Below are 17,546 nucleotides of genomic sequence, written 5' to 3' on the forward strand. Positions count from 1 at the left end.
TGGCAGCTTGGACATCTTCGCGGAGTGGCAAAACCGCGGCACCGAGCTGCGCTGGCGCTCGACGACGGCCGCCAACGAGGGCCGCGAACTGTCGGTGTTCACCCGCCGGCGCGGCACCTCCGGGGCACCCGCCCTGGTGCTGGTGCACGGATTTCCGACGTCGAGCATCGACTACTTCGCCCTGACCCGCGAGCTGGGCGCCGATTTCGACATCTACGCGCTGGACTTTCCCGGGTACGGGTTGTCCGACAAGCCGCCCGCGCCGCACGTCTACTCGCTCTACGACGATGCGCGGCTGCTGGTCTACGCGATCACCCAGGTGTGGCAGCTGCCCGAATTCCGGATGCTCGCCCACGACCGCGGCAGCAGCGTGGCCATGATCGCGCTCGAGATGCTGGCCGCCCAAGATCCTCCCGCCGCGCCGGTCGATCTGTTCCTGACCAACGCCAACATCTATCTCCCACTGTCGAATCTGACGGTCTTCCAGACCGCGCTGCTCGATCCCGCCACCGGGCGCGACACCGCGGCCGCGACGACGCCCGAAACGCTCGCGGCCGGCCTCGGGTTCAGCACCTTCATGCCGCGCCGCACGCTCGAGGACCCCGAGATCGCCGCGCTGGCCAAGTGCTTCGCGCACAACGACGGGATCCGCGTGCTGCCGGACACGATCCAATACCTCAACGAACGCGCCGCCGACGAAACCGGTTGGCTGGAGGCGCTTTCCGCGAGCAACGTCGACACCACGGTGGTGTGGGGCATCCACGACAACGTTTCGCCGCTGCGGGTCCCCAACTTTGTCTGGCACACCTATTTGAAGAACAAGCCGGGCCGCAACCGCTACTGGGTGGTGCCCGGCGCCGACCACTACCTGCAGTGCGACGCGCCCGCGCAGTTGGCCCAGATCGTGCGCCTCACCGCCGGGGGCGAGGACCTCGCGCTGCAGACGCTCGGCAACCGGCCCGACGGCGCCGTCCTGGTGGACGCAAGCGCCTCCTGACCGCCGCGAGCGTGCTGCTGGCCGCACGGTCGAGTTCGAATGTGCGGCTGGCCGCACATTCGCGCGTCGAGAACGTCATCGCGTGACGACCGGCAGGCGCGCCCAACCGCGCACGCTGGCGGTGTGCGCGCGCTCGGCGTTGGCGTAGTCGACCTCCCAGTCGGGCCAACGCTTGAGCACCTCCTCGAACGCCACCCGGGCCTCCATGCGCGCCAGCGCCGAGCCGAGGCAGAAGTGCACGCCCTGCCCGAAGCTGAGGTGGCTGCCCTGGCGGTGGATGTCGAAGCGGTCCGGGTCCGCGAACTGGCGCGGGTCGCGGTTGGCGGAACCGTTGAGCAGCAACATGAATGAGCCCTCGGGCACGGCGCGGCCGTAGTGCTCGGCGTCGCGGGCCACGTAGCGCGCCTGCACCGGCGACGGGGGCTCGTAGCGCAGCGTCTCCTCGACCGCGCCGGGGATCAGCGACGGATCGGCGACGAGCTCGCGGCGCTGGTCCGGGTGATCCGACAGCAGCTGGCCCATGAAACCGATGAGCCGGGCGGTGGTTTCGTTGCCGGCGCCGGCGATCATCGCGGTGTAGGCCAGCACCTCGGTGCGCGACAGCGGGCGCCGCGTGCCGTCGGCTTCGTCGATCTCGGCGCGCAGCAACTCGGTCATCAGGTCGTCGGACGGATGGTTGGCGCGCCACTCGATGTACTCGGCGAACATGATGATGGAATCCTCGAACACCTTCTGGGTGACCTCGCCGGGGTCGCGGCTCTCGATGAACGACTGGTTGCGATCCCGGATGGCCTCTTGGTCGGCCTCGGGGATGCCCAACAGGTAGCCGATGGTGCGCATCGGCATCATCGCCCCGAGGTCGGCGATGAAATCGAACCCGCCCGCCCCGACCAACGGATCCAGTTCGCGCACACAGAATCCCCGCACCAGATCCTCGACGGCCAACATGCGCCGGGGCGTGAACACGCGCGACAGCAGGCGGCGGTGCAGGTCGTGCAGCGGCGGATCCTCGAACAGCAGGATGCCCGGCGGCACCTCCAGGTTGTTGAACAGGATGTCGGCGGTGGTCCCGCGTCCGGACCGGTAGGTCTCCCAGTTCGGCAGCTCGCGCGCCACGTCCTCGTAGCGGCTCAGCGCGAAGAAGTTGTACTTCTCGTTGTAATACAGCGGCGCCTCTTCGCGCATCCGCTTCCACACGGGATACGGATCGTCGTCGATCTCGACGTCGAACGGGTCGTAGTACAACTCGATCGCACTGGTCATTCTTCGTTACCTTTCAACCGTTCCGGTGCAGGAAGCCGTGCAGGATGGCCTGGACGAGTTCGTCGACGATGGTCTCCCGCGGCGGCGGCTTCGTGCCGAAGTACGTCGAGCGCAGGGCGGCCATGCCGGCGATCATGGCCACCGTCGAATGTGCCGGCAGGTCAGGGTGATCCGAGCGCAGCCCGCGCAGATGCATGCCCTCGGCGCTGATCTGGCCGAGCGCCGTGATCGCCTGGCGGATCTCGGCGATGCCCGCGTCGGCCTTCTCCTCCTCGCTGAGGGCCTCGGAGGCCATCAGCGTCAACAGCAGGCCCTGATGTTCGACGAACACGTCGTAGAGCTGCCCGACGAAGCGGCGCGCCAGCTCCTCCTCGTCGGTCTCCTCGGGTACGACCGCCCGCCACGTCTGGCCGAACTCCTCGACGAAGTCGGTGAACGGCAGCACGAGCGCCTCACGGAACAGCGCCGCCTTCGAGCCGAAGTGGCGGAACAACAGGTGCTCGGTGACGCCCGCGGCCTGGGCGATTTCCCGCGTCGTCGTGCTGCGATAGTCCTGCCGCGCGAACCGGGCCCGGGCGGTGTCCAGCAGCAGCTTGCGCGGGGCGCCGCGGGCGCGGCGCGTCGCCGGCTCGCTCGACTCGGCGGGGGCGGCTCGCTGGGGCACGACTTTTAAGATAGCATCCACTATCTACAGATTCGAACTCCGATCGGAAGGGGTGCGACCGTGGGCGCCGTCATCATGCTGGGCACGCTGTTCGGATTGATCGTCCTGATATTCGGGCTGGTGCTGCGCTTCGATCCCGAGGCGCGGCGCGCGCCGAGCGACGAGGGCCGCCAGTGAGCACCCAGATGACGCCGGTGATGGCCGGGGCGCAGTACTTTTCCTACGCCGCGAGCATCGCGTTCCTGATCGCGGGGATCTTGCTGAGCTACCGGCGCCGCCGCATCCACCCGCTGTTGTTGCTCGGCATTTCGGCGATCTCGTTCTCCTGGATCGAGTCACCGTATGACTGGGCGATGTACGCGCAGTTTCCGCCCGGCCTCCCCCGCATGCCGTCCTGGTGGCCGCTGAACGTGACCTGGGGCGGGTTGCCGCTGGCTGTGCCGATCGGCTACGTCTCCTACTTCATCATTCCCGCGGTGACCGCGGCCGCCCTGGGGCGATGGCTGAGCGCAAAGTTCAACTGGCGCAGGCCGATTACCCTGCTAGTCGTCGGCCTCGTCGTCGGTTTCTGCTGGGCGTTGTTCTTCAACGGGTACACCGGGGCGCAGCTCGGCAACTTCTACTACGGCTACGTGATTCCCGGCCTCGCGATCTTCGAGGGCACCAAGCACCAGTACCCGCTGTACGACTCGTTGGCCATGGGCATCCAGATGATGCTTTTCACCTATCTGCTCGGGCGCACGGATGCCGAAGGACGAAACGTCATCGACATGTGGGCCGACAAGCGATCGAAGACCCGGGGGCAGTCGGCGGCGCTGTCGGTCGTGGCCGTCATCGCCATCGGCCACCTGGTGTACGGCGCGGTATTTGCACCACACCTGATTACCAAGCTGGGCGGCTACGTGACCGCGGGCCCGACGGAGCAGCTGTACCCCGGCGTGCCGAACCAGCCCAAGTAACGGAGAGCGCGTGAGCTACGAGAGCACCGCCGAGCCGATCAAAATCGGTTACCTGATGGACTTTTTGCTGCCCGAGGGTTTCCCCAAGGCGTACTTCGAGGACCTGACGAAGCCGTTCGATCTCGTCTTCGCCCAGGGCGTCGAGCAGGGGCTGATCGACCGGCCGATCGAGATCATCTACCGCGAGGTCGAGGGCCTGCCCAAGGGTTCGGTCAAGGCGGTCATCGACGCCTACGGCGAGCTGTGCGACGAGGGCTGCCTGGCCGTCTTCGGCCCGAACATCGCCGACAACACGATCCCGGCCCGCGAGGCGATCGAGGAGCGCTTCAAGGTTCCCTGCATCAGCGTGACGGGATCCGATGTCGCGCTGGGTGAATGGCTGTTCGCGTTTCCGATGGGTTCGCACACCGACGAGCCGATCTTCTGGTCGGACCTGCTGGCCAAGGGCGGGCACACCGAGGTCGGGGTCCTCATGGAGCAGTCGGTGGTCGGCGAGACCTACCTCAAGCACTTCCGGGAAGCCTGCAAGCGCAAGGGCATTCGCATCGTCGCGGAGGCCACCATCGCGCAGACCGCCGCCGACGTGACCGCCGCCGTCACCGCGCTGCACGACGCGAAGGCGCAGGCCATCGTGCACTGCGGGTCGGGTTCGGAATCGTGTTCGTCAACCCCGCGCTGGAGGCCCTGGGCTGGGACCCGCCCCGATTCTGCGGCACCGCCTTCCAGAACGCCTGGCTCAACCCCATCATGTGGAACGCCTTCATGGGCTGGACCGGCGTCGACCAGTACGACGAGGGCAACATGGTCGGCCAGAACTTCCTCGACGAGTACAACAAGGCCTACGGCCGGCGCCCGGAATGGTGTGTGCCCGTGGTCAATCGGGACGTCGCGTGGACGTTGCTGCGGGCGCTGGCCGACGCGCACCCGCTCAGCCCGCGCGGGGTGAAGGAGGCGCTCGAGCGCGTCAAGATGCTGCCCGCCGCGTCCGGCGCGCCCGGGACGCGCGTGTCATTCGGCAACTGGACCCGCCGGGCGTGGATGGGCGCGGGCTATCTGGTGGCGCGCCGGCTCGACGCCGACGGCGTCAACTCCCATCTCGTCGACCGCTTCGGCGTCGAGTAGCGATAGTCACACCGCCCACTTCCGCACCCAGAACGGGCGGCATGATGCGCGCCGCAAACTGATGTCGCATGTGATGTCGAGTTGGAGAAGATGTTGTGCCGACCGGCGCAGTGACACATGTGACTGGTGAGACGGCAGACGGCCGCTACCCCGTGAAGACCGGCAGCTTCTCCCAGCCCCGCACGCTCGACGTGTGCGCCTTGCGGGCGTTCGCGTAGTCGACTTCCCACTCCGGCCAGCGCGCCAGGACTTCCTCCAAAGCGACGCGCGCCTGCATGCGCGCCAGCGCCGAGCCGAGGCAGAAGTGCAGCCCGTGCCCGAAGCTCAGGTGGGTGGCGCCGCGATGGATGTCGAACTTCTCCGCGTCGGGATACCGGCGCTCGTCGCGGTTGGCGGATCCGTTGAGCAGCAACATGATCGAGCCCTCGGGAACCGTCGTGCCGTGGCATTCGACATCGCGGGCGACGTAGCGCGCCTGCACCGGCGAGGGCGCCTCGTAGCGCAGCACCTCCTCGATGGCCGCCGGGATCAGCGACGGGTCGGCGACGAGTTGGCGGCGCTGGTCGGGGTGCGCGGCCAGCAGCTGGCCCATGAACCCGATGAGCCGCGTCGTGGTCTCGTTGCCCGCGCCGGCGATCATGCTGGTGTACAGCAGTACCTCGGACCGGGTCAGCGGCCGCGCCCCGTCACCGTCGGGGACCTCGGCGTTGAGCAACTGCGTCATCAGATCGTCGGAGGGGTGGTCGACGCGCCAGTCGATGTAGTTGGCGAACATCTCGTGGCTGTGCTCCAGAAAGTCCTGCGGCACAGCGCGAAACGTCCCCTCCTTCAGGGTGAGCTGGCTGCCGCCCTTGTCGCGGATCGCCTCCTGGTCGTCCTCGGGGATGCCCAGCAGGTAGCCGATGGTGCGCATAGGCACCATCGCGCCCAGGTTCTCGACGAAGTCGAACCGCCCCGTCCCCACCAACGGGTCGAGCGCGCGCACACAGAACGCCCGCGTGAGCGGCTCGATGGCCTCCATCCGCCGCGGGGTGAAAACCTTCGAGAGCACGTGGCGATGGACGTCGTGGATCGGCGGGTCCTCGAACAGGATGACGCCGGGCGGCAGCTCGATGCCGCTCATGATGATGTCCATCGTGGTGCCGCGGCCGGACTGGAAGACCTCGAAGTTCATCAGCTCGCGGGAGACGTCGTCGTAGCGGCTCAGCGCGTAGAAGTCGTACTTGTCGTTGCGGTACAGCGGGGCCTCGTCGCGCAGCCGCTTCCAGATCGGGTACGGATCGTCGTCGATGTCGAAATCGAACGGGTCGTAGTAAACCTCGGCGGTGCTTGCTCCCGTCACCGCGGCGCCTTTCTCTCCGACAGGGCCTCGGGCAACACGACTTCGCCCACGCGCTTGAGATAGGGCCACGCGACTTCCGGCGGCAGTCCACCGCACAGCGGCGACAGGTTGAGCACCTGGCCGGCACGAACCCGCGAGATCGCCTCGGGCACAGAGATGATCACGTGCGACGTCGGCGCGGCGCGCAGCTCCTCGACGGTCTGCACGTGCGAGAACCCGGCCGAGACCTCGTTGCCGGGATTCCATGCGGCATAGGTCTTCACGTCGTGCAGAAGGTGCTCACCGAGCTCCGCCCAGGCGTGCTCCACGTCGTCGGCGACGAACACGACCGACGGGTGGTCACGGGCGGGCAGCAGCGTCGGGCCGGGCTGGTGACCGTGCTCTCGGCAGGCGGCCTCGTACGCTTCGGCCATGCCTGGCACGTTGGCGTTCGCCAACAGACCCAGCCCGTACCGTCCCGCGCGACGCGCGGCCGCCACCGTCCCGCCTCCCCACATCATCGACGGACCGCCCGCGCTCAGCGGCGTGGGCGTCACCGTGATGCGGCGCCCGTCATCGTTCACAGATTCCCCGGCGAGCAACCGGCGCAGCAGCCCGAGCTTTTCGTCGGCGAGCCTGCCGCGCTTGCTGATGTCCAGGCCGAAGTGCTCGAACTCCTCGGGCCGGTAGCCCAGCGCCAGGGTGTAGGACGCCCGCCCGGCGCTGACGAGGTCGAGGACCGCCATTTCCTCGGCCAGCCGGACCGGGTCGTAGAACGGCAGGATCAGGATGAGGTTCATCGGGAGCCGTCGGGTGCGCGCCGCGATGGCCGGCGCCAGGATCATCGGCGAGGGCAGGTAGCCGTCCTCGGACCCGTGGTGCTCACACAGCACGGCGGCCAGGCCGCCGTGATCCTCGGCCCATGCGCACATCTCGGGCACGGCGCCGTACAGCGCTACGGGCGGGGCTCCCCACGACGGGGCTCGCATGTCGAAGCGCAGCGTGTACACACCCAACTCCTAGACAACCTAATCTTTGTGCCACGTACGGTACGTGGCCCGCGAGAGCGGCGTCAACGGTTAGGCAAACACGTGCCGCGGCAAGGTCGTCGGGATGTCCAGCGAGCTGAGCAGCCCCGGCGGCGCCTCGACGACGTAGGGGATCGCGTTGACCACCCGCATGGCCGTGGACGCCATCGCGGCGTGGCCCGCGCCGTGGCCCTCGGCCTCCCCGAGGGTCATGACGCAGTGGATGTCGGGGTCGCCCTCGATGTCGACCCGATAGGTCGCGTCGCACTCCGAGCGCGGCCAGTCGGGCGCGACGTCGCGGGCCATCCGGATGACGTGCTCGACGACGATGGCCTCGCGGCCGTCGACCACGCCCGCCGCGCGGGTGCGCACCGCCCCGCAGGTGCCCGCCGGCACGGTGCCGAACGCCACCTCGATGTCCCGGTGGGTCAGCTCCCGATCGAGGGAACCGTTGATGTGTTCGACCTCGACCCCGAGCCCGGCGGCCATCATGTGTATCGGTGCCTTCCAAGCCATTTCGATGAAGCCGGGCTGGCTCATCATCGGTGCGAAGTCCAGTGGGCGGGCGAATCCCAGCCCGTCCATCATCACGTCGGCCACTGGGTAGTGGTCGTTGAGTGCGACCTCGCTGGCGGTGATGGTGCGGATGCGCTTCGACTGCGTCGTCATCAGCAGTGCCAGCTGATCGGAGGCGAAGCCGGGAAAGATGCCCGAGCCGTAGAGCGAGGCGCCGCCCGCCTCGGCCGCCGCGTCGAGCTGGTCGCGCCAGTCCGGGGCGAAGTACGACGGCGGATACACCAGGCTCGTCGACGACGTCGACACCACGTTGATGCCGGCCTCCAGCAGCCGCACGTAATCCGGAACCGCGGCGCCGTCGCGGTCCGGGCCGCTGGCGGCGTACACCACGACGTCGGGTGCCAGCGCGATCAGCGCGTCGGCGTCATCGGTGGCCGCCACCCCGATCGGCCCGATGCCGGCCAGCTCGCCGGCGTCCTTGCCGACCTTGTCGGGCGAATGCACCCATACGCCAACCAGTTCCAGGTCCGGGCGGCGGTTGACGGCATCGATCGCGATCGAGCCCACTCCCCCCGTCGACCACACGACAACACGCACATCAATCTCCTTACTTGCAGGCCGCTGCGCGTTCGAGGTAGGGCCACGCCACCTCGGGTGGCACGCCGCCGCACAGCGGGTGCAGCGGCAGGGGCCGCCCGCCGCGCACGTACTCCGTCGCCTCGTCGGGGCTGAATATGCGGTACGGGCCGCCCTCGGCGCGCAGCGCGTCGACGCTGTCGGCGCGGGTGATGCTGGCCACCGAATCGTCGTGCGGGCGGTACGACGCCGCCGTCACCGCGTCGTGCACCAGGTACGGACCCAGCGCGTCCCACGCCGCGTCCGGGTTGTCGGCGACGAAAACCGTTGTCGGCGTGTCCTTTGCGGGGAACTGGATCGGCCCGGGTTCGTGGCCGTGGGCGCGGCACTGCTGCTCGTAGAACTCCTTCAGGCCCGGCAGCTCGGTCTGGGAGACGAACCCGAGGCCCAGGGCGCCCGCGCGCCGCGCGGCCGCCTTGCTGCCCCCGGCGATCAGCATCATCGGCCCGTCACACGGCGGCGTCACGCGCACCGTGCGCCCCCGATACTCGACCGGCTCGCCGCGCACCAACGGGCCCAGCACGGCCAGGATCTCGTCGGCCACGCGACCGCGGGTGGCCATGTCGACCCCGAAGTGCTCGTATTCCTCGCGCCGATGTCCGACCCCGAACACGTAGGACACCCGGCCCCGGCTGATCAGGTGCAGGACGCTCATCTCCTCGGCGAGCCGGACGGGGTCCCAGAACGGGATCGGCACCGCGGCCAGCAGGATCGCCAGGCTAGATGTCCTGCCCGCGATCGCCGACGCCAGCATCAGCGGCGCGGGCAGGTGACCGTCCTCGGCGCCGTGATGCTCGGACAGGATGGCGAGCACCGCGCCGCGCGTCTCGGCCCATGCGCACATGCCGATCGCCGCGGCGTAGAGCTCGGTGGCCGGTGCGGCCCAGTTCGGGGCCCGCATGTCGAACCGGAGCGTGAACATCGACAGCAACCCTAACCTAAAATTTGTTCGTTAAGATAGTGTCTGCTTTCTTAACCCTGGAAAGTGCGGACTACCCAAGGAGGAACTTCGATGACGGCTCATCGCGTGGTGGTGTGGGCGACCGGCGGCATCGGGTCGATCGCGATCCGCACCATCCAACAGCGCCCGAACCTGGACCTCGTCGGCGTCTGGGTGCACTCCGAGGACAAGGTCGGCAAGGACGCCGGCGAGCTCGCCAACGGCGAGCCGATCGGCTTAAAAGCCACCAACGACGCGGACGCGCTGATCGCGCTGAAACCCGACTGCGTGATCTACGCGGCCAGCGGCCCGGAACGCGATGCGCTGGCCATCCCCGACTACGTCCGGCTGCTCGAAGCCGGGATCAACGTCGTCACCACCAGCACGACGCGGTTGGTCAACCCGCACGCCTACACACCCGACGAGTGGCGCGACCAACTGGTCGCCGCAGCCAAGCAGGGCCGGGTGTCGTTGTACGCGTCGGGGATCGAGCCGGGCTTCGCCGCCGACTACCTGCCGTTGGTGCTGTCCACGCAGTCGTCGTCGATCGAGAAGATCCACGCGTTCGAGATCGGCCTGTACGACGACTACGGCGTTCCCGACATCATGAGCGACGCGCTGGGATTCGGCCGCCCGCTCGACTACCAGCCCTGGATCAGCTTCGAGGGCGCGATCGCCGGCGAATGGCAGGGCCAGATCCGGTTGGTCGCCGACGCCCTCGGCGTCGAAGTGCAGGAGGTCCGCGAAGAATTCGACCGCGCGGTCACCAACCGGACCCTGGAGGTCGCGATGGGCACGGTGGAGGCCGGAACCTGTGGGGCGCTGCGGATGAAGGCGATCGGCGTGGTCGACGGCCGCGAGGCCATCGTCATCGAGCACGTCACCCGGCTGGCCCACGACGTCGCCCCGGACTGGCCGACCGGGATCGGCGACCTGTCCTACCGCGTCATGATCAGCGGCGACCCGGACATCGACTGCACGCTGGCCGCGACGCTCAAGGACCCGGCCAAGGCCGGGGTCGGGGGCATGACCTCCGGGGCCGGCGCGATGGTCGCCACCGCGATGCGCGTCGTCAACGCCGTGCCGTATGTCGTCGCCGCGGACCCGGGGCTGTTGAGCTCGGTCGACCTGCCCCTGACGATTCCCAAGCATGCGTTCGGCTCGTAATCTGCCCGAGTGACGGCTAATCCACTCGAGGACTTCACGCTCGAGCAGCTGCGACTGCGCACCAGCATGAAGTGGCGTGCGCACCCCGACGACGTGCTGCCGCTGTGGGTCGCCGAGATGGACGTCAACCTGGCGCCGACCGTGGCCGACGCGTTGCGCCGGGCCGTCGACATCGGTGACACCGGATACCCCTGCGGCACCGCGTTCGCCGAAGCGGTCGCCGAATTCGCCTCGCGGCGTTGGCAATGGCACGACCTGGAGGTCGGTCGCACCGCGCTGGTTCCCGACGTCATGCTCGGGGTCGTCGAGATGTTGCGCCTGGTCACCGAGCGCGGCGACGCCGTCGTCGTCAACCCGCCCGTTTACGCCCCCTTCTACGCGTTCGTGTCGCACGACGGTCGCCGGGTGATCGAGGCACCGCTCGGCGCCGACGGCCGAATCGACTTGGGCGCCTTGGCAGAAGCGTTCGCGCGCGCCGGCGCCCCGGACCGCAGGGTCGCCTACCTGTTGTGCAATCCGCACAACCCGACCGGGACGGTGCACACGGCCGAGGAGCTGCGCGCGGTGGCCGAGCTGGCGCGGCGGTTCGGTGTCCGGGTGGTCTCCGACGAGATCCACGCGCCCGTCGTGCTGGCGGGCGCGCGGTTCGTGCCGTACCTGACCGTGCCCGGCGCGGAGGACGCCCTGGCCCTGACGTCCGGCTCCAAGGCGTGGAACCTGTCCGGGCTGAAGGCGGCGCTGGCCGTCGCCGGCCCGGAGGCGGCCTCGGACCTGCGCCGGATGCCCGAGGAGGTCGGCCACGGCCCGAGCCACCTGGGCGTGATCGCGCACGCCGAGGCGTTCCGCAGCGGCGGCGAGTGGCTCGACGCGCTGCTCGACGGGCTGGACGCCAACCGCGCGTTGCTGGGTGAGCTGGTCGCCGAGCACCTGCCCGGGGTGAAATACCTATGGCCGCAGGGCACTTACCTCGCCTGGCTGGACTGCCGGGACCTCGGCTTCGAGGAGGAGGCGTCCGACGGGCTGGCGGTGGTGGCCGACCTGGCCGGGCCGGCGCGCTGGTTCCTCGACCACGCAAGGGTCGCGCTCAGCTCCGGGCACGTCTTCGGAACCGGTGGCGACGGGCACGTGCGGCTGAACTTCGCGACCTCGACGGCCATCCTCGAGGAGGCCGTCTCGCGCATGGGACGGGCGTTGCAGCGGTAGCGCAATCAGCTTCGGGGGTCTGGCTTTTCGGTTATGCGGGTATGTCCTCGGCACCGCGGTCGAGGTTGCGGAAGCCCGCCGCGGGCTTCTTGAGGCCCACCAGGAACGGCAGCGAGCTCAACTCGAATTTCGCCGTCGCCCCGAACCGGCCGAAGAAACCGCGATCAGTCGGCACGGTCGGCACCTCGGAGGTGGCCAGGTCGATGTAGTGCGTCGACGTTTGCCCGATGCCCTCGAAGTGGTGGAGCAGCGGCCGGCACATCCCGCGCACCGGTTCGTCGAGGCACGCCGCGACCGGGTCGGTCATCAGCACGTACTCGACCACCGGCACCGTGTTTTTCAGCATCCGGTGCACCAGGATGACGTCGACCCCGGCCAGTTCGGCGTGCCGCTTGACCCGTTGCTCCGCCACCTCGCCGAGGTGGACGACGAACTTGAGCGACAGGTTGTCCAGCTGCGAGCAACTCGCGCATTCGCAGGCGATGTCGCGTTTGAACCGCTCGCGCCGCGTGAGGAACGCCTGACGCATCCGTGACAGCCGGTCGCACACCAGCACTTTGGCGTTCCCGTCCGGCTCCCAGAAGAACGCGGCGTCACCCTCGAGCTTGGCCAGCTTCAGGCCTTTGCCGGCGTCGATGACCGACTCCAGCAGTCCGGCCACCGTCTGTTGCGCGTGCGCCAGGTGGGTGCGGTTCCAGTGCATGTAGTGCGTGTAGCCGCCGATGTCGGCGATGAGCAGGACCGCGCGCCGGATGGCCATGATGTGGGCAGCTTAGTGGTTGCCGACCACCGCCTCAACGAATTCCCCACTGGACGAAAGCGCCGCGCCGCGAGAGGCTTGCACAGGTGCCACCCCGGAGGAGCCGAATATGCGTGTGCTGCGAACGCCCGAATCCCGATTCGAAAATCTGGAGGGCTATCCGTTCGTAGCGAATTACGTTGAGGTGGCGGCCAGCGACACCCGCCCGCTGCGCATGCACTTCCTCGACGAGGGTCCGTTCGATGGCCCGCCGATCGTGCTGCTGCATGGCGAGCCCACGTGGAGCTACCTGTACCGCACGATGATTCCGCCGCTCGCCGATGCCGGGAGCCGCGTGCTGGCGCCCGACCTCATCGGTTTCGGGCGTTCCGACAAGCCCAGCGAGATCGCGGATTACACCTACCAGCGGCACGTCGAGTGGGTGACCGCCTGGTTCGAGCGCCTCAACCTGAGGAACGTCACCCTCGTCGTGCAGGACTGGGGATCGCTCATCGGGTTGCGCATCGCCGCCGAGCAGGGCGAGCGCATCGCCCGGCTGGTGGTGGCCAACGGCTTCCTGCCCACGGCGGAGCGGCGCACGCCCCCGGCCTTCTACGCCTGGCGGGCCTTCGCGCGCTACTCGCCCGTGCTGCCCGCCGGTCGCATCGTGTCCGTCGGCACCGTGCGCAGGGTGCCGGCCAAGGTGCGCGCCGGCTACGACGCACCCTTCCCGGACAAGACCTATCAGGCCGGGGCCCGCGCGTTTCCTCAGCTGGTGCCGACGTCGCCGTACGATCCGGCGATCCCGGCCAACCGCGCGGCCTGGAAGGTCTTGGGCGGCTGGGAAAAGCCGTTTTTGGCCATCTTCGGCGCGCGTGACCCCATCCTCGGGCAGGGCGACCGTCCGCTGATCAAGCACATTCCCGGCGCGGTCGGGCAGCCGCACGCGCGGATCAACGCCAGCCATTTCATCCAGGAAGACGCCGGGCCGGAACTGGCCGAGCGGGTGCTGTCCTGGCAGCAGGCGCTGCGCTGAGCCATTAGCCCGTGACGGCGAGCACCCTCGCGGCCAGCTCCGGGCGGCACACCACCACGTCCGGCAGCTTGGGGTCGGGCTGGTTGTAGGCCAGCGCCGACCCGTCGATGCGGGAGGTGTGCAAGCCGGCGGCCCGGGCCACCGCGACGGGAGCGGCCGAGTCCCATTCGAACTGGCCGCCGGCGTGCACGTACACGTCGGACAGGCCCTGGACGATCGACGCCACTTTCGCTCCGGCAGAACCCATTTCCACCAGGACACCGTCCAGCGCGTCGCGCACGGCCAGCGCGATCGCGGGCGGGCGGGTCCGCGAGACCACGATGCGCGGCTGGTCGGGCGCGGCGGGGGGCGCGGCGACGTGCGGTGTCGCCAGCGTGGCGCCCTGCGCCGGCAGCGCCACGGCGCCCGCGACGAGCTCACCGGCCTGCCACAGCGCGACATGCACCGCCCAGTCGTCGCGGCCGAGCTCGGAGAATTCGCGCGTCCCGTCGAGCGGGTCGACGATCCACACCCGCTCCGAGCGCAGCCGCACCGGGTCGTCGGCGCCCTCCTCCGACAGCACCGCGTCGGAGGGCCGCTCGCCGGTCAGCGCCTGCATCAGGAAGTCGTGGGACCGCTTGTCCCCCGCGGCTTTTCGCTCGCCGGCGTCGGCGTCGGCGAATTCCTCCCGAACCGCCAGCAGCAGTCGCCCCGCCTCGGTGGCCAACCGCGCGGCCAGTTCGTGATCGTTCATGCGTTGCCAATCCTCAAGTTGGTAGTTTTGGCCAAATTTACCCTGCTATGACTCGCGTGCCGGACGCCACCCACGCCCGCCGTTTCTGACTTAACCTGGTCTTTGTGAGCGGGGGCAACGTCTCATCCTCGAACAGGTTGCGGTTTCCGGGGGGACACCCGGGAGTGGCCGGCGCCGTCGTCGGCGTGCTGCTGATCGCTGCGGCCGTGTTCGCCGGGATCAAGCTGACCCAGGGCAACGACAGCGCCCCGGCGCCGGCGACCCCACCGGCCCCGCCGAGCTACTTCGCCATTCCGGGCTGCTACAACCCGTCGGTCCCGCCGACCGAGCGCCCGAAGAAGCTCAACGTGCTGGGGTGCGCCAGCGTAGCCGTTGCGCTGCAAGACATGTCGTGGAGCTCATGGGGCCCGGACGGCGCAGACGGCAACGGAACCGCCGTTTTCAAGATCTGCGAACCCAATTGCGCGACCGGCTATCAGCTCACCGACCCTGTCGTCGTGCACGCATGGAACCCGCAGCCGCCGCGGCCCGACGCGATCTGCCAGGCGGGGCTGAAGATCTACGCCGACATGGTCCTGGCGTTCCCCAAGGCGCCCCCACCGCCGTCCGCGCAGAAGACCAACACGCAGTACAACGGGATGCCCGCGGTGCATTACGTCGACTACTCGGGCGCCAACGGCCGCGACGCCCAGTTCATCGGCTACACGTTCTGCAACTAGACCTGACGGCGGCGACCCGCTTCGCCCGACTCTGCCGCGCTCGCGATCGCCGCTAGACCTCGATGACGACGGCGCCGCCCTGGCCCCCGCCCGCGCACATCGCGGCGACGCCGATGCCGCCGCCGCGGCGGGCCAGCTCGTAGGCCAGCGTGGTGACCATGCGGGCGCCCGAGGCGGCGATGGGGTGGCCGAGGCTGCAGCCGCTGCCGGAGAAGTTGACCTTCTCCTCGTCGATGCCGTGCTCGCGGCACGCCGCGATCGGCACGGAGGCGAACGCCTCGTTGATCTCCCACAGCGCAACGTCATTCACCGACAGCCCGGCGCGCTGCAGCACCTTGCCGATCACCTTGACCGCACCGAGTCCGGTGTCCCGCGGCGCCACGCCCGCCGCGGCCCATGCCCGCACGGTGCCCATCACGTTGAGCTTTTCGGCCTCGGCGTAGTCGCGGTCGACGAGCGCGATGGCCGCGGCGGCGTCGTTGGTGCCGCTGCTGTTGCCCGCGGTGATCGAGAACCCCTCGATCTCGGGATGCAGCACCTTGAGGCCGGCCAGCTTCTCGACGGTGGTGTCGCGGCGGGGGTGCTCGTCGACGGAGAACTCGGTCACCGACCCGTCGGGCTGGGTGATCTTCAGCGGGACGATCTCGTCGAGGAACTTGCCCGCGTCGATGGCGGCGATGGCCCGCTGGTGCGAGCGGGCGGCCCAGGCGTCCATGTCCTCGCGGCTGATGCCGGCCGCCTGCGCGGTGTTCCATCCGACGGTGATCGACATGTCCTTGGTGGGGGCGTCGGGCGCCTCGACGTGGGTGGGCGGCATCCAGCGTTCCTCGAACTTGAGCTCGGGGCCGGGGATGCGCTGGGTCATCAGCGGGGTCATCGACAGCGACTGCACGCCGCCGGCGATGAGCACGCGCTCCATCCCGGAGCCGATCTGGGCCGCGGCGTTGCCGATGGCCGTCAGGCTGCCCGCGCAATGCCGGTTCACAGACTGGCCGGGGATGTCCTCCAGACCCGTCGCCGCGGCGGCATATCGCGCCAAATCGCCTCCGCCGTAATGGGATTCGGCGAAGATCAGGTCGTCGATGGCCGACGGGTCGATGCCGGAGCGGCGCACCACCTCGGGCAGCAGCGTGGTGATCAGCGTCTCCGGCGGCGTGTTGACCAGCGTCCCCTTGAAGGAGCGGCCGATCGCCGTCCGGGCGGCTCCGACGATCACGGGAGTAGCCATGTTCTCAACCTCGCTGTAAGTGGGCTTGTATGCAGACCTCGTAGCCGCGAATCGTATCAAATACTGTATGAGCAATAGTAACGGGCTAAGTTCCCGACCAGGGCGGAGGTCGACCGTTGAGAACCAAGGGCGCATTGATCTGGGAGACGAACCGGCCGTGGTCGGTCGAGGAGATCGAAATCGGCGATCCCCGCCGCGGCGAGGTGACGGTCCAGTTGGAGACCGCCGGGCTGTGTCACTCCGACCACCACCTGCTGACCGGCGACTTCCCCATCCCGAGCTTTCCCGTCCTGGGCGGTCACGAGGGCGCGGGCATCGTCACCGAGATCGGTGAGGGCGTCGAGAACCTGGCGGTAGGCGATCACGTGGTGATGTCGTTCATCCCGTCCTGCGGCACCTGCATTCCGTGCCAGACCGGGCTGCGCAACCTGTGTGACCTCGGGATGGGACTGCTGTCGGGCGCCTCGGTGTCCGACGGGTCCTTCCGGGTGACGGCCGGCGGTCGCGACGTCATCCCGATGTCGCTGCTGGGGACGTTTGCGCCGTACGTGGTCGTGCACCACACCTCGGTGGTCAAGATCGACCCGACGATTCCGTTCGACGTGGCCTGCCTGGTGGGCTGCGGAGTGACGACCGGCTTCGGCTCGGCGGTGCGCAGCGCGGCGGTCGGCCCGGGCGACGACGTGGTTGTCGTCGGCATCGGCGGGGTCGGCGTCGCCGCGCTGCAGGGCGCCCGGATCGCCGGTGCCCGGCGGGTGTTCGCCGTCGACCCGGTCGAGTGGAAACGCGAGCAGGCGCTCAAGTTCGGCGCCACCGAGGCGTTCGCGGATGTCACCGAGGGCTTCGCCCGCATCGCCGAGGCCACCTCCGGTCGCATGTGCCACAAGGTGATCGTCACGGCGGGCCGGTGCGAGGGCCACGAGGTCGAGTCGTGGATGGGGCTGACGGCCAAGGGCGGGGTGTGCGTGCTGACGTCGATGGGCAGCGTGATGGCCACCGACGTCACACTGAACCTCGCGGGGCTATCGCTGCTGCAGAAGAGCTTGCAGGGCAGCCTGTTTGGTGGTGGCAACCCGCAATACGACATCCCCGAGATCCTCGAGCTCTACCGGCTGGGGCAGCTCGAACTCGACGCGATGGTCACCCGCGAGTACACGCTCGAGCAGATCAACGACGGCTACAGCGACATGCTCGAGGGCCGCAACATCCGCGGCGTCATCCGCTTCACCGACGCCGACCGCTGAGTCCGCACACTTTCCAGCAAATTCGAGCCTG

16 protein-coding genes and 1 pseudogene are annotated in these 17,546 nt (G+C 68.9%); 8 read left to right on the plus strand and 9 right to left on the minus strand.

The features are described from left to right. Positions 1-7 precede the first annotated feature (7 nt). Positions 8-997, plus strand: coding sequence for an alpha/beta fold hydrolase (locus AC5Y43_RS11640; protein ID WP_499972463.1), 990 nt, complete (start codon positions 8-10; stop codon positions 995-997). Between the two features lie 75 nt (positions 998-1,072). Here the strand turns inward: AC5Y43_RS11640 and AC5Y43_RS11645 are convergent, their stop codons facing one another. Both AC5Y43_RS11645 and AC5Y43_RS11650 read right to left on the minus strand, forming a co-directional pair. Continuing rightward, complete coding sequence (locus AC5Y43_RS11645; RefSeq protein ID WP_499972465.1) at positions 1,073-2,260, minus strand: cytochrome P450; 1,188 nt, start codon at positions 2,258-2,260, stop codon at positions 1,073-1,075. A gap of 13 nt (positions 2,261-2,273) precedes the next feature. Then, the gene (locus AC5Y43_RS11650; protein WP_499972467.1) at positions 2,274-2,924 is read right to left on the minus strand and encodes a TetR/AcrR family transcriptional regulator; all 651 of its coding nucleotides are present in this window, start codon (positions 2,922-2,924) and stop codon (positions 2,274-2,276) included. Between the two features lie 173 nt (positions 2,925-3,097). Between AC5Y43_RS11650 and AC5Y43_RS11655 the strand changes: the two genes are divergently transcribed. Both AC5Y43_RS11655 and AC5Y43_RS11660 read left to right on the plus strand, forming a co-directional pair. After that, positions 3,098-3,883, plus strand: a complete 786-nt coding sequence (locus AC5Y43_RS11655; RefSeq protein ID WP_499972468.1) for a spirocyclase AveC family protein — start codon at positions 3,098-3,100, stop codon at positions 3,881-3,883. 10 nt (positions 3,884-3,893) lie between these two features. Further along, positions 3,894-5,005: pseudogene (locus AC5Y43_RS11660) on the plus strand (ABC transporter substrate-binding protein). Positions 5,006-5,150: 145 nt separating this feature from the next. Here AC5Y43_RS11660 and AC5Y43_RS11665 read toward each other — a convergent pair. The 4 genes from AC5Y43_RS11665 to AC5Y43_RS11680 form a co-directional block, all read right to left on the minus strand. After that, positions 5,151-6,347, minus strand: a complete 1,197-nt coding sequence (locus AC5Y43_RS11665; RefSeq protein ID WP_499972471.1) for a cytochrome P450 — start codon at positions 6,345-6,347, stop codon at positions 5,151-5,153. Beyond that, positions 6,344-7,336: an LLM class flavin-dependent oxidoreductase gene (locus AC5Y43_RS11670; RefSeq protein WP_499972474.1), complete on the minus strand. Its 993-nt coding sequence runs from the start codon at positions 7,334-7,336 to the stop codon at positions 6,344-6,346. Before AC5Y43_RS11670 ends, AC5Y43_RS11665 begins: the two co-directional genes overlap by 4 nt. Before the next feature lie 69 nt (positions 7,337-7,405). Further along, complete coding sequence (locus AC5Y43_RS11675) at positions 7,406-8,467, minus strand: NAD(P)H-dependent amine dehydrogenase family protein (RefSeq protein WP_499972476.1); 1,062 nt, start codon at positions 8,465-8,467, stop codon at positions 7,406-7,408. A 10-nt stretch (positions 8,468-8,477) separates the two neighbouring features. After that, positions 8,478-9,428: an LLM class flavin-dependent oxidoreductase gene (locus AC5Y43_RS11680; RefSeq protein WP_499972477.1), complete on the minus strand. Its 951-nt coding sequence runs from the start codon at positions 9,426-9,428 to the stop codon at positions 8,478-8,480. 90 nt (positions 9,429-9,518) lie between these two features. Between AC5Y43_RS11680 and AC5Y43_RS11685 the strand changes: the two genes are divergently transcribed. Both AC5Y43_RS11685 and AC5Y43_RS11690 read left to right on the plus strand, forming a co-directional pair. Next, on the plus strand, positions 9,519-10,613 hold the full coding sequence (locus tag AC5Y43_RS11685; protein WP_499972479.1) for an NAD(P)H-dependent amine dehydrogenase family protein: 1,095 nt from the start codon (positions 9,519-9,521) through the stop codon (positions 10,611-10,613). Between the two features lie 9 nt (positions 10,614-10,622). Beyond that, positions 10,623-11,816 (plus strand): MalY/PatB family protein, encoded by a 1,194-nt coding sequence (locus tag AC5Y43_RS11690; protein ID WP_499972481.1) that lies wholly within the window; start codon positions 10,623-10,625, stop codon positions 11,814-11,816. Positions 11,817-11,847: 31 nt separating this feature from the next. Here the strand turns inward: AC5Y43_RS11690 and AC5Y43_RS11695 are convergent, their stop codons facing one another. After that, positions 11,848-12,576 carry a DUF2652 domain-containing protein gene (locus tag AC5Y43_RS11695; protein WP_499972483.1) on the minus strand — a complete coding sequence of 243 codons (729 nt, stop codon included), beginning with the start codon at positions 12,574-12,576 and terminating at the stop codon, positions 11,848-11,850. A gap of 109 nt (positions 12,577-12,685) precedes the next feature. Between AC5Y43_RS11695 and AC5Y43_RS11700 the strand changes: the two genes are divergently transcribed. Further along, positions 12,686-13,591, plus strand: coding sequence for a haloalkane dehalogenase (locus AC5Y43_RS11700; RefSeq protein WP_499972484.1), 906 nt, complete (start codon positions 12,686-12,688; stop codon positions 13,589-13,591). 4 nt (positions 13,592-13,595) lie between these two features. Here AC5Y43_RS11700 and AC5Y43_RS11705 read toward each other — a convergent pair whose 3' ends face one another. After that, positions 13,596-14,324 carry a 3'(2'),5'-bisphosphate nucleotidase CysQ gene (locus tag AC5Y43_RS11705; RefSeq protein ID WP_499972486.1) on the minus strand — a complete coding sequence of 243 codons (729 nt, stop codon included), beginning with the start codon at positions 14,322-14,324 and terminating at the stop codon, positions 13,596-13,598. A gap of 185 nt (positions 14,325-14,509) precedes the next feature. Between AC5Y43_RS11705 and AC5Y43_RS11710 the strand changes: the two genes are divergently transcribed. Continuing rightward, positions 14,510-15,043, plus strand: coding sequence for a hypothetical protein (locus tag AC5Y43_RS11710; RefSeq protein WP_499972851.1), 534 nt, complete (start codon positions 14,510-14,512; stop codon positions 15,041-15,043). Positions 15,044-15,095: 52 nt separating this feature from the next. Here the strand turns inward: AC5Y43_RS11710 and AC5Y43_RS11715 are convergent, their stop codons facing one another. After that, positions 15,096-16,271 carry a thiolase family protein gene (locus tag AC5Y43_RS11715; RefSeq protein ID WP_499972487.1) on the minus strand — a complete coding sequence of 392 codons (1,176 nt, stop codon included), beginning with the start codon at positions 16,269-16,271 and terminating at the stop codon, positions 15,096-15,098. Between the two features lie 116 nt (positions 16,272-16,387). On the opposite strand from AC5Y43_RS11715, the gene AC5Y43_RS11720 reads away from it, so the two are divergent. After that, entirely contained in the window at positions 16,388-17,515 is a 1,128-nt protein-coding gene (locus tag AC5Y43_RS11720; protein WP_499972489.1) for an NDMA-dependent alcohol dehydrogenase, read from the plus strand. The last annotated feature ends 31 nt before the right edge of the window (positions 17,516-17,546 follow it).

The organism is Mycobacterium sp. NGS57 (genome assembly GCF_059812405.1).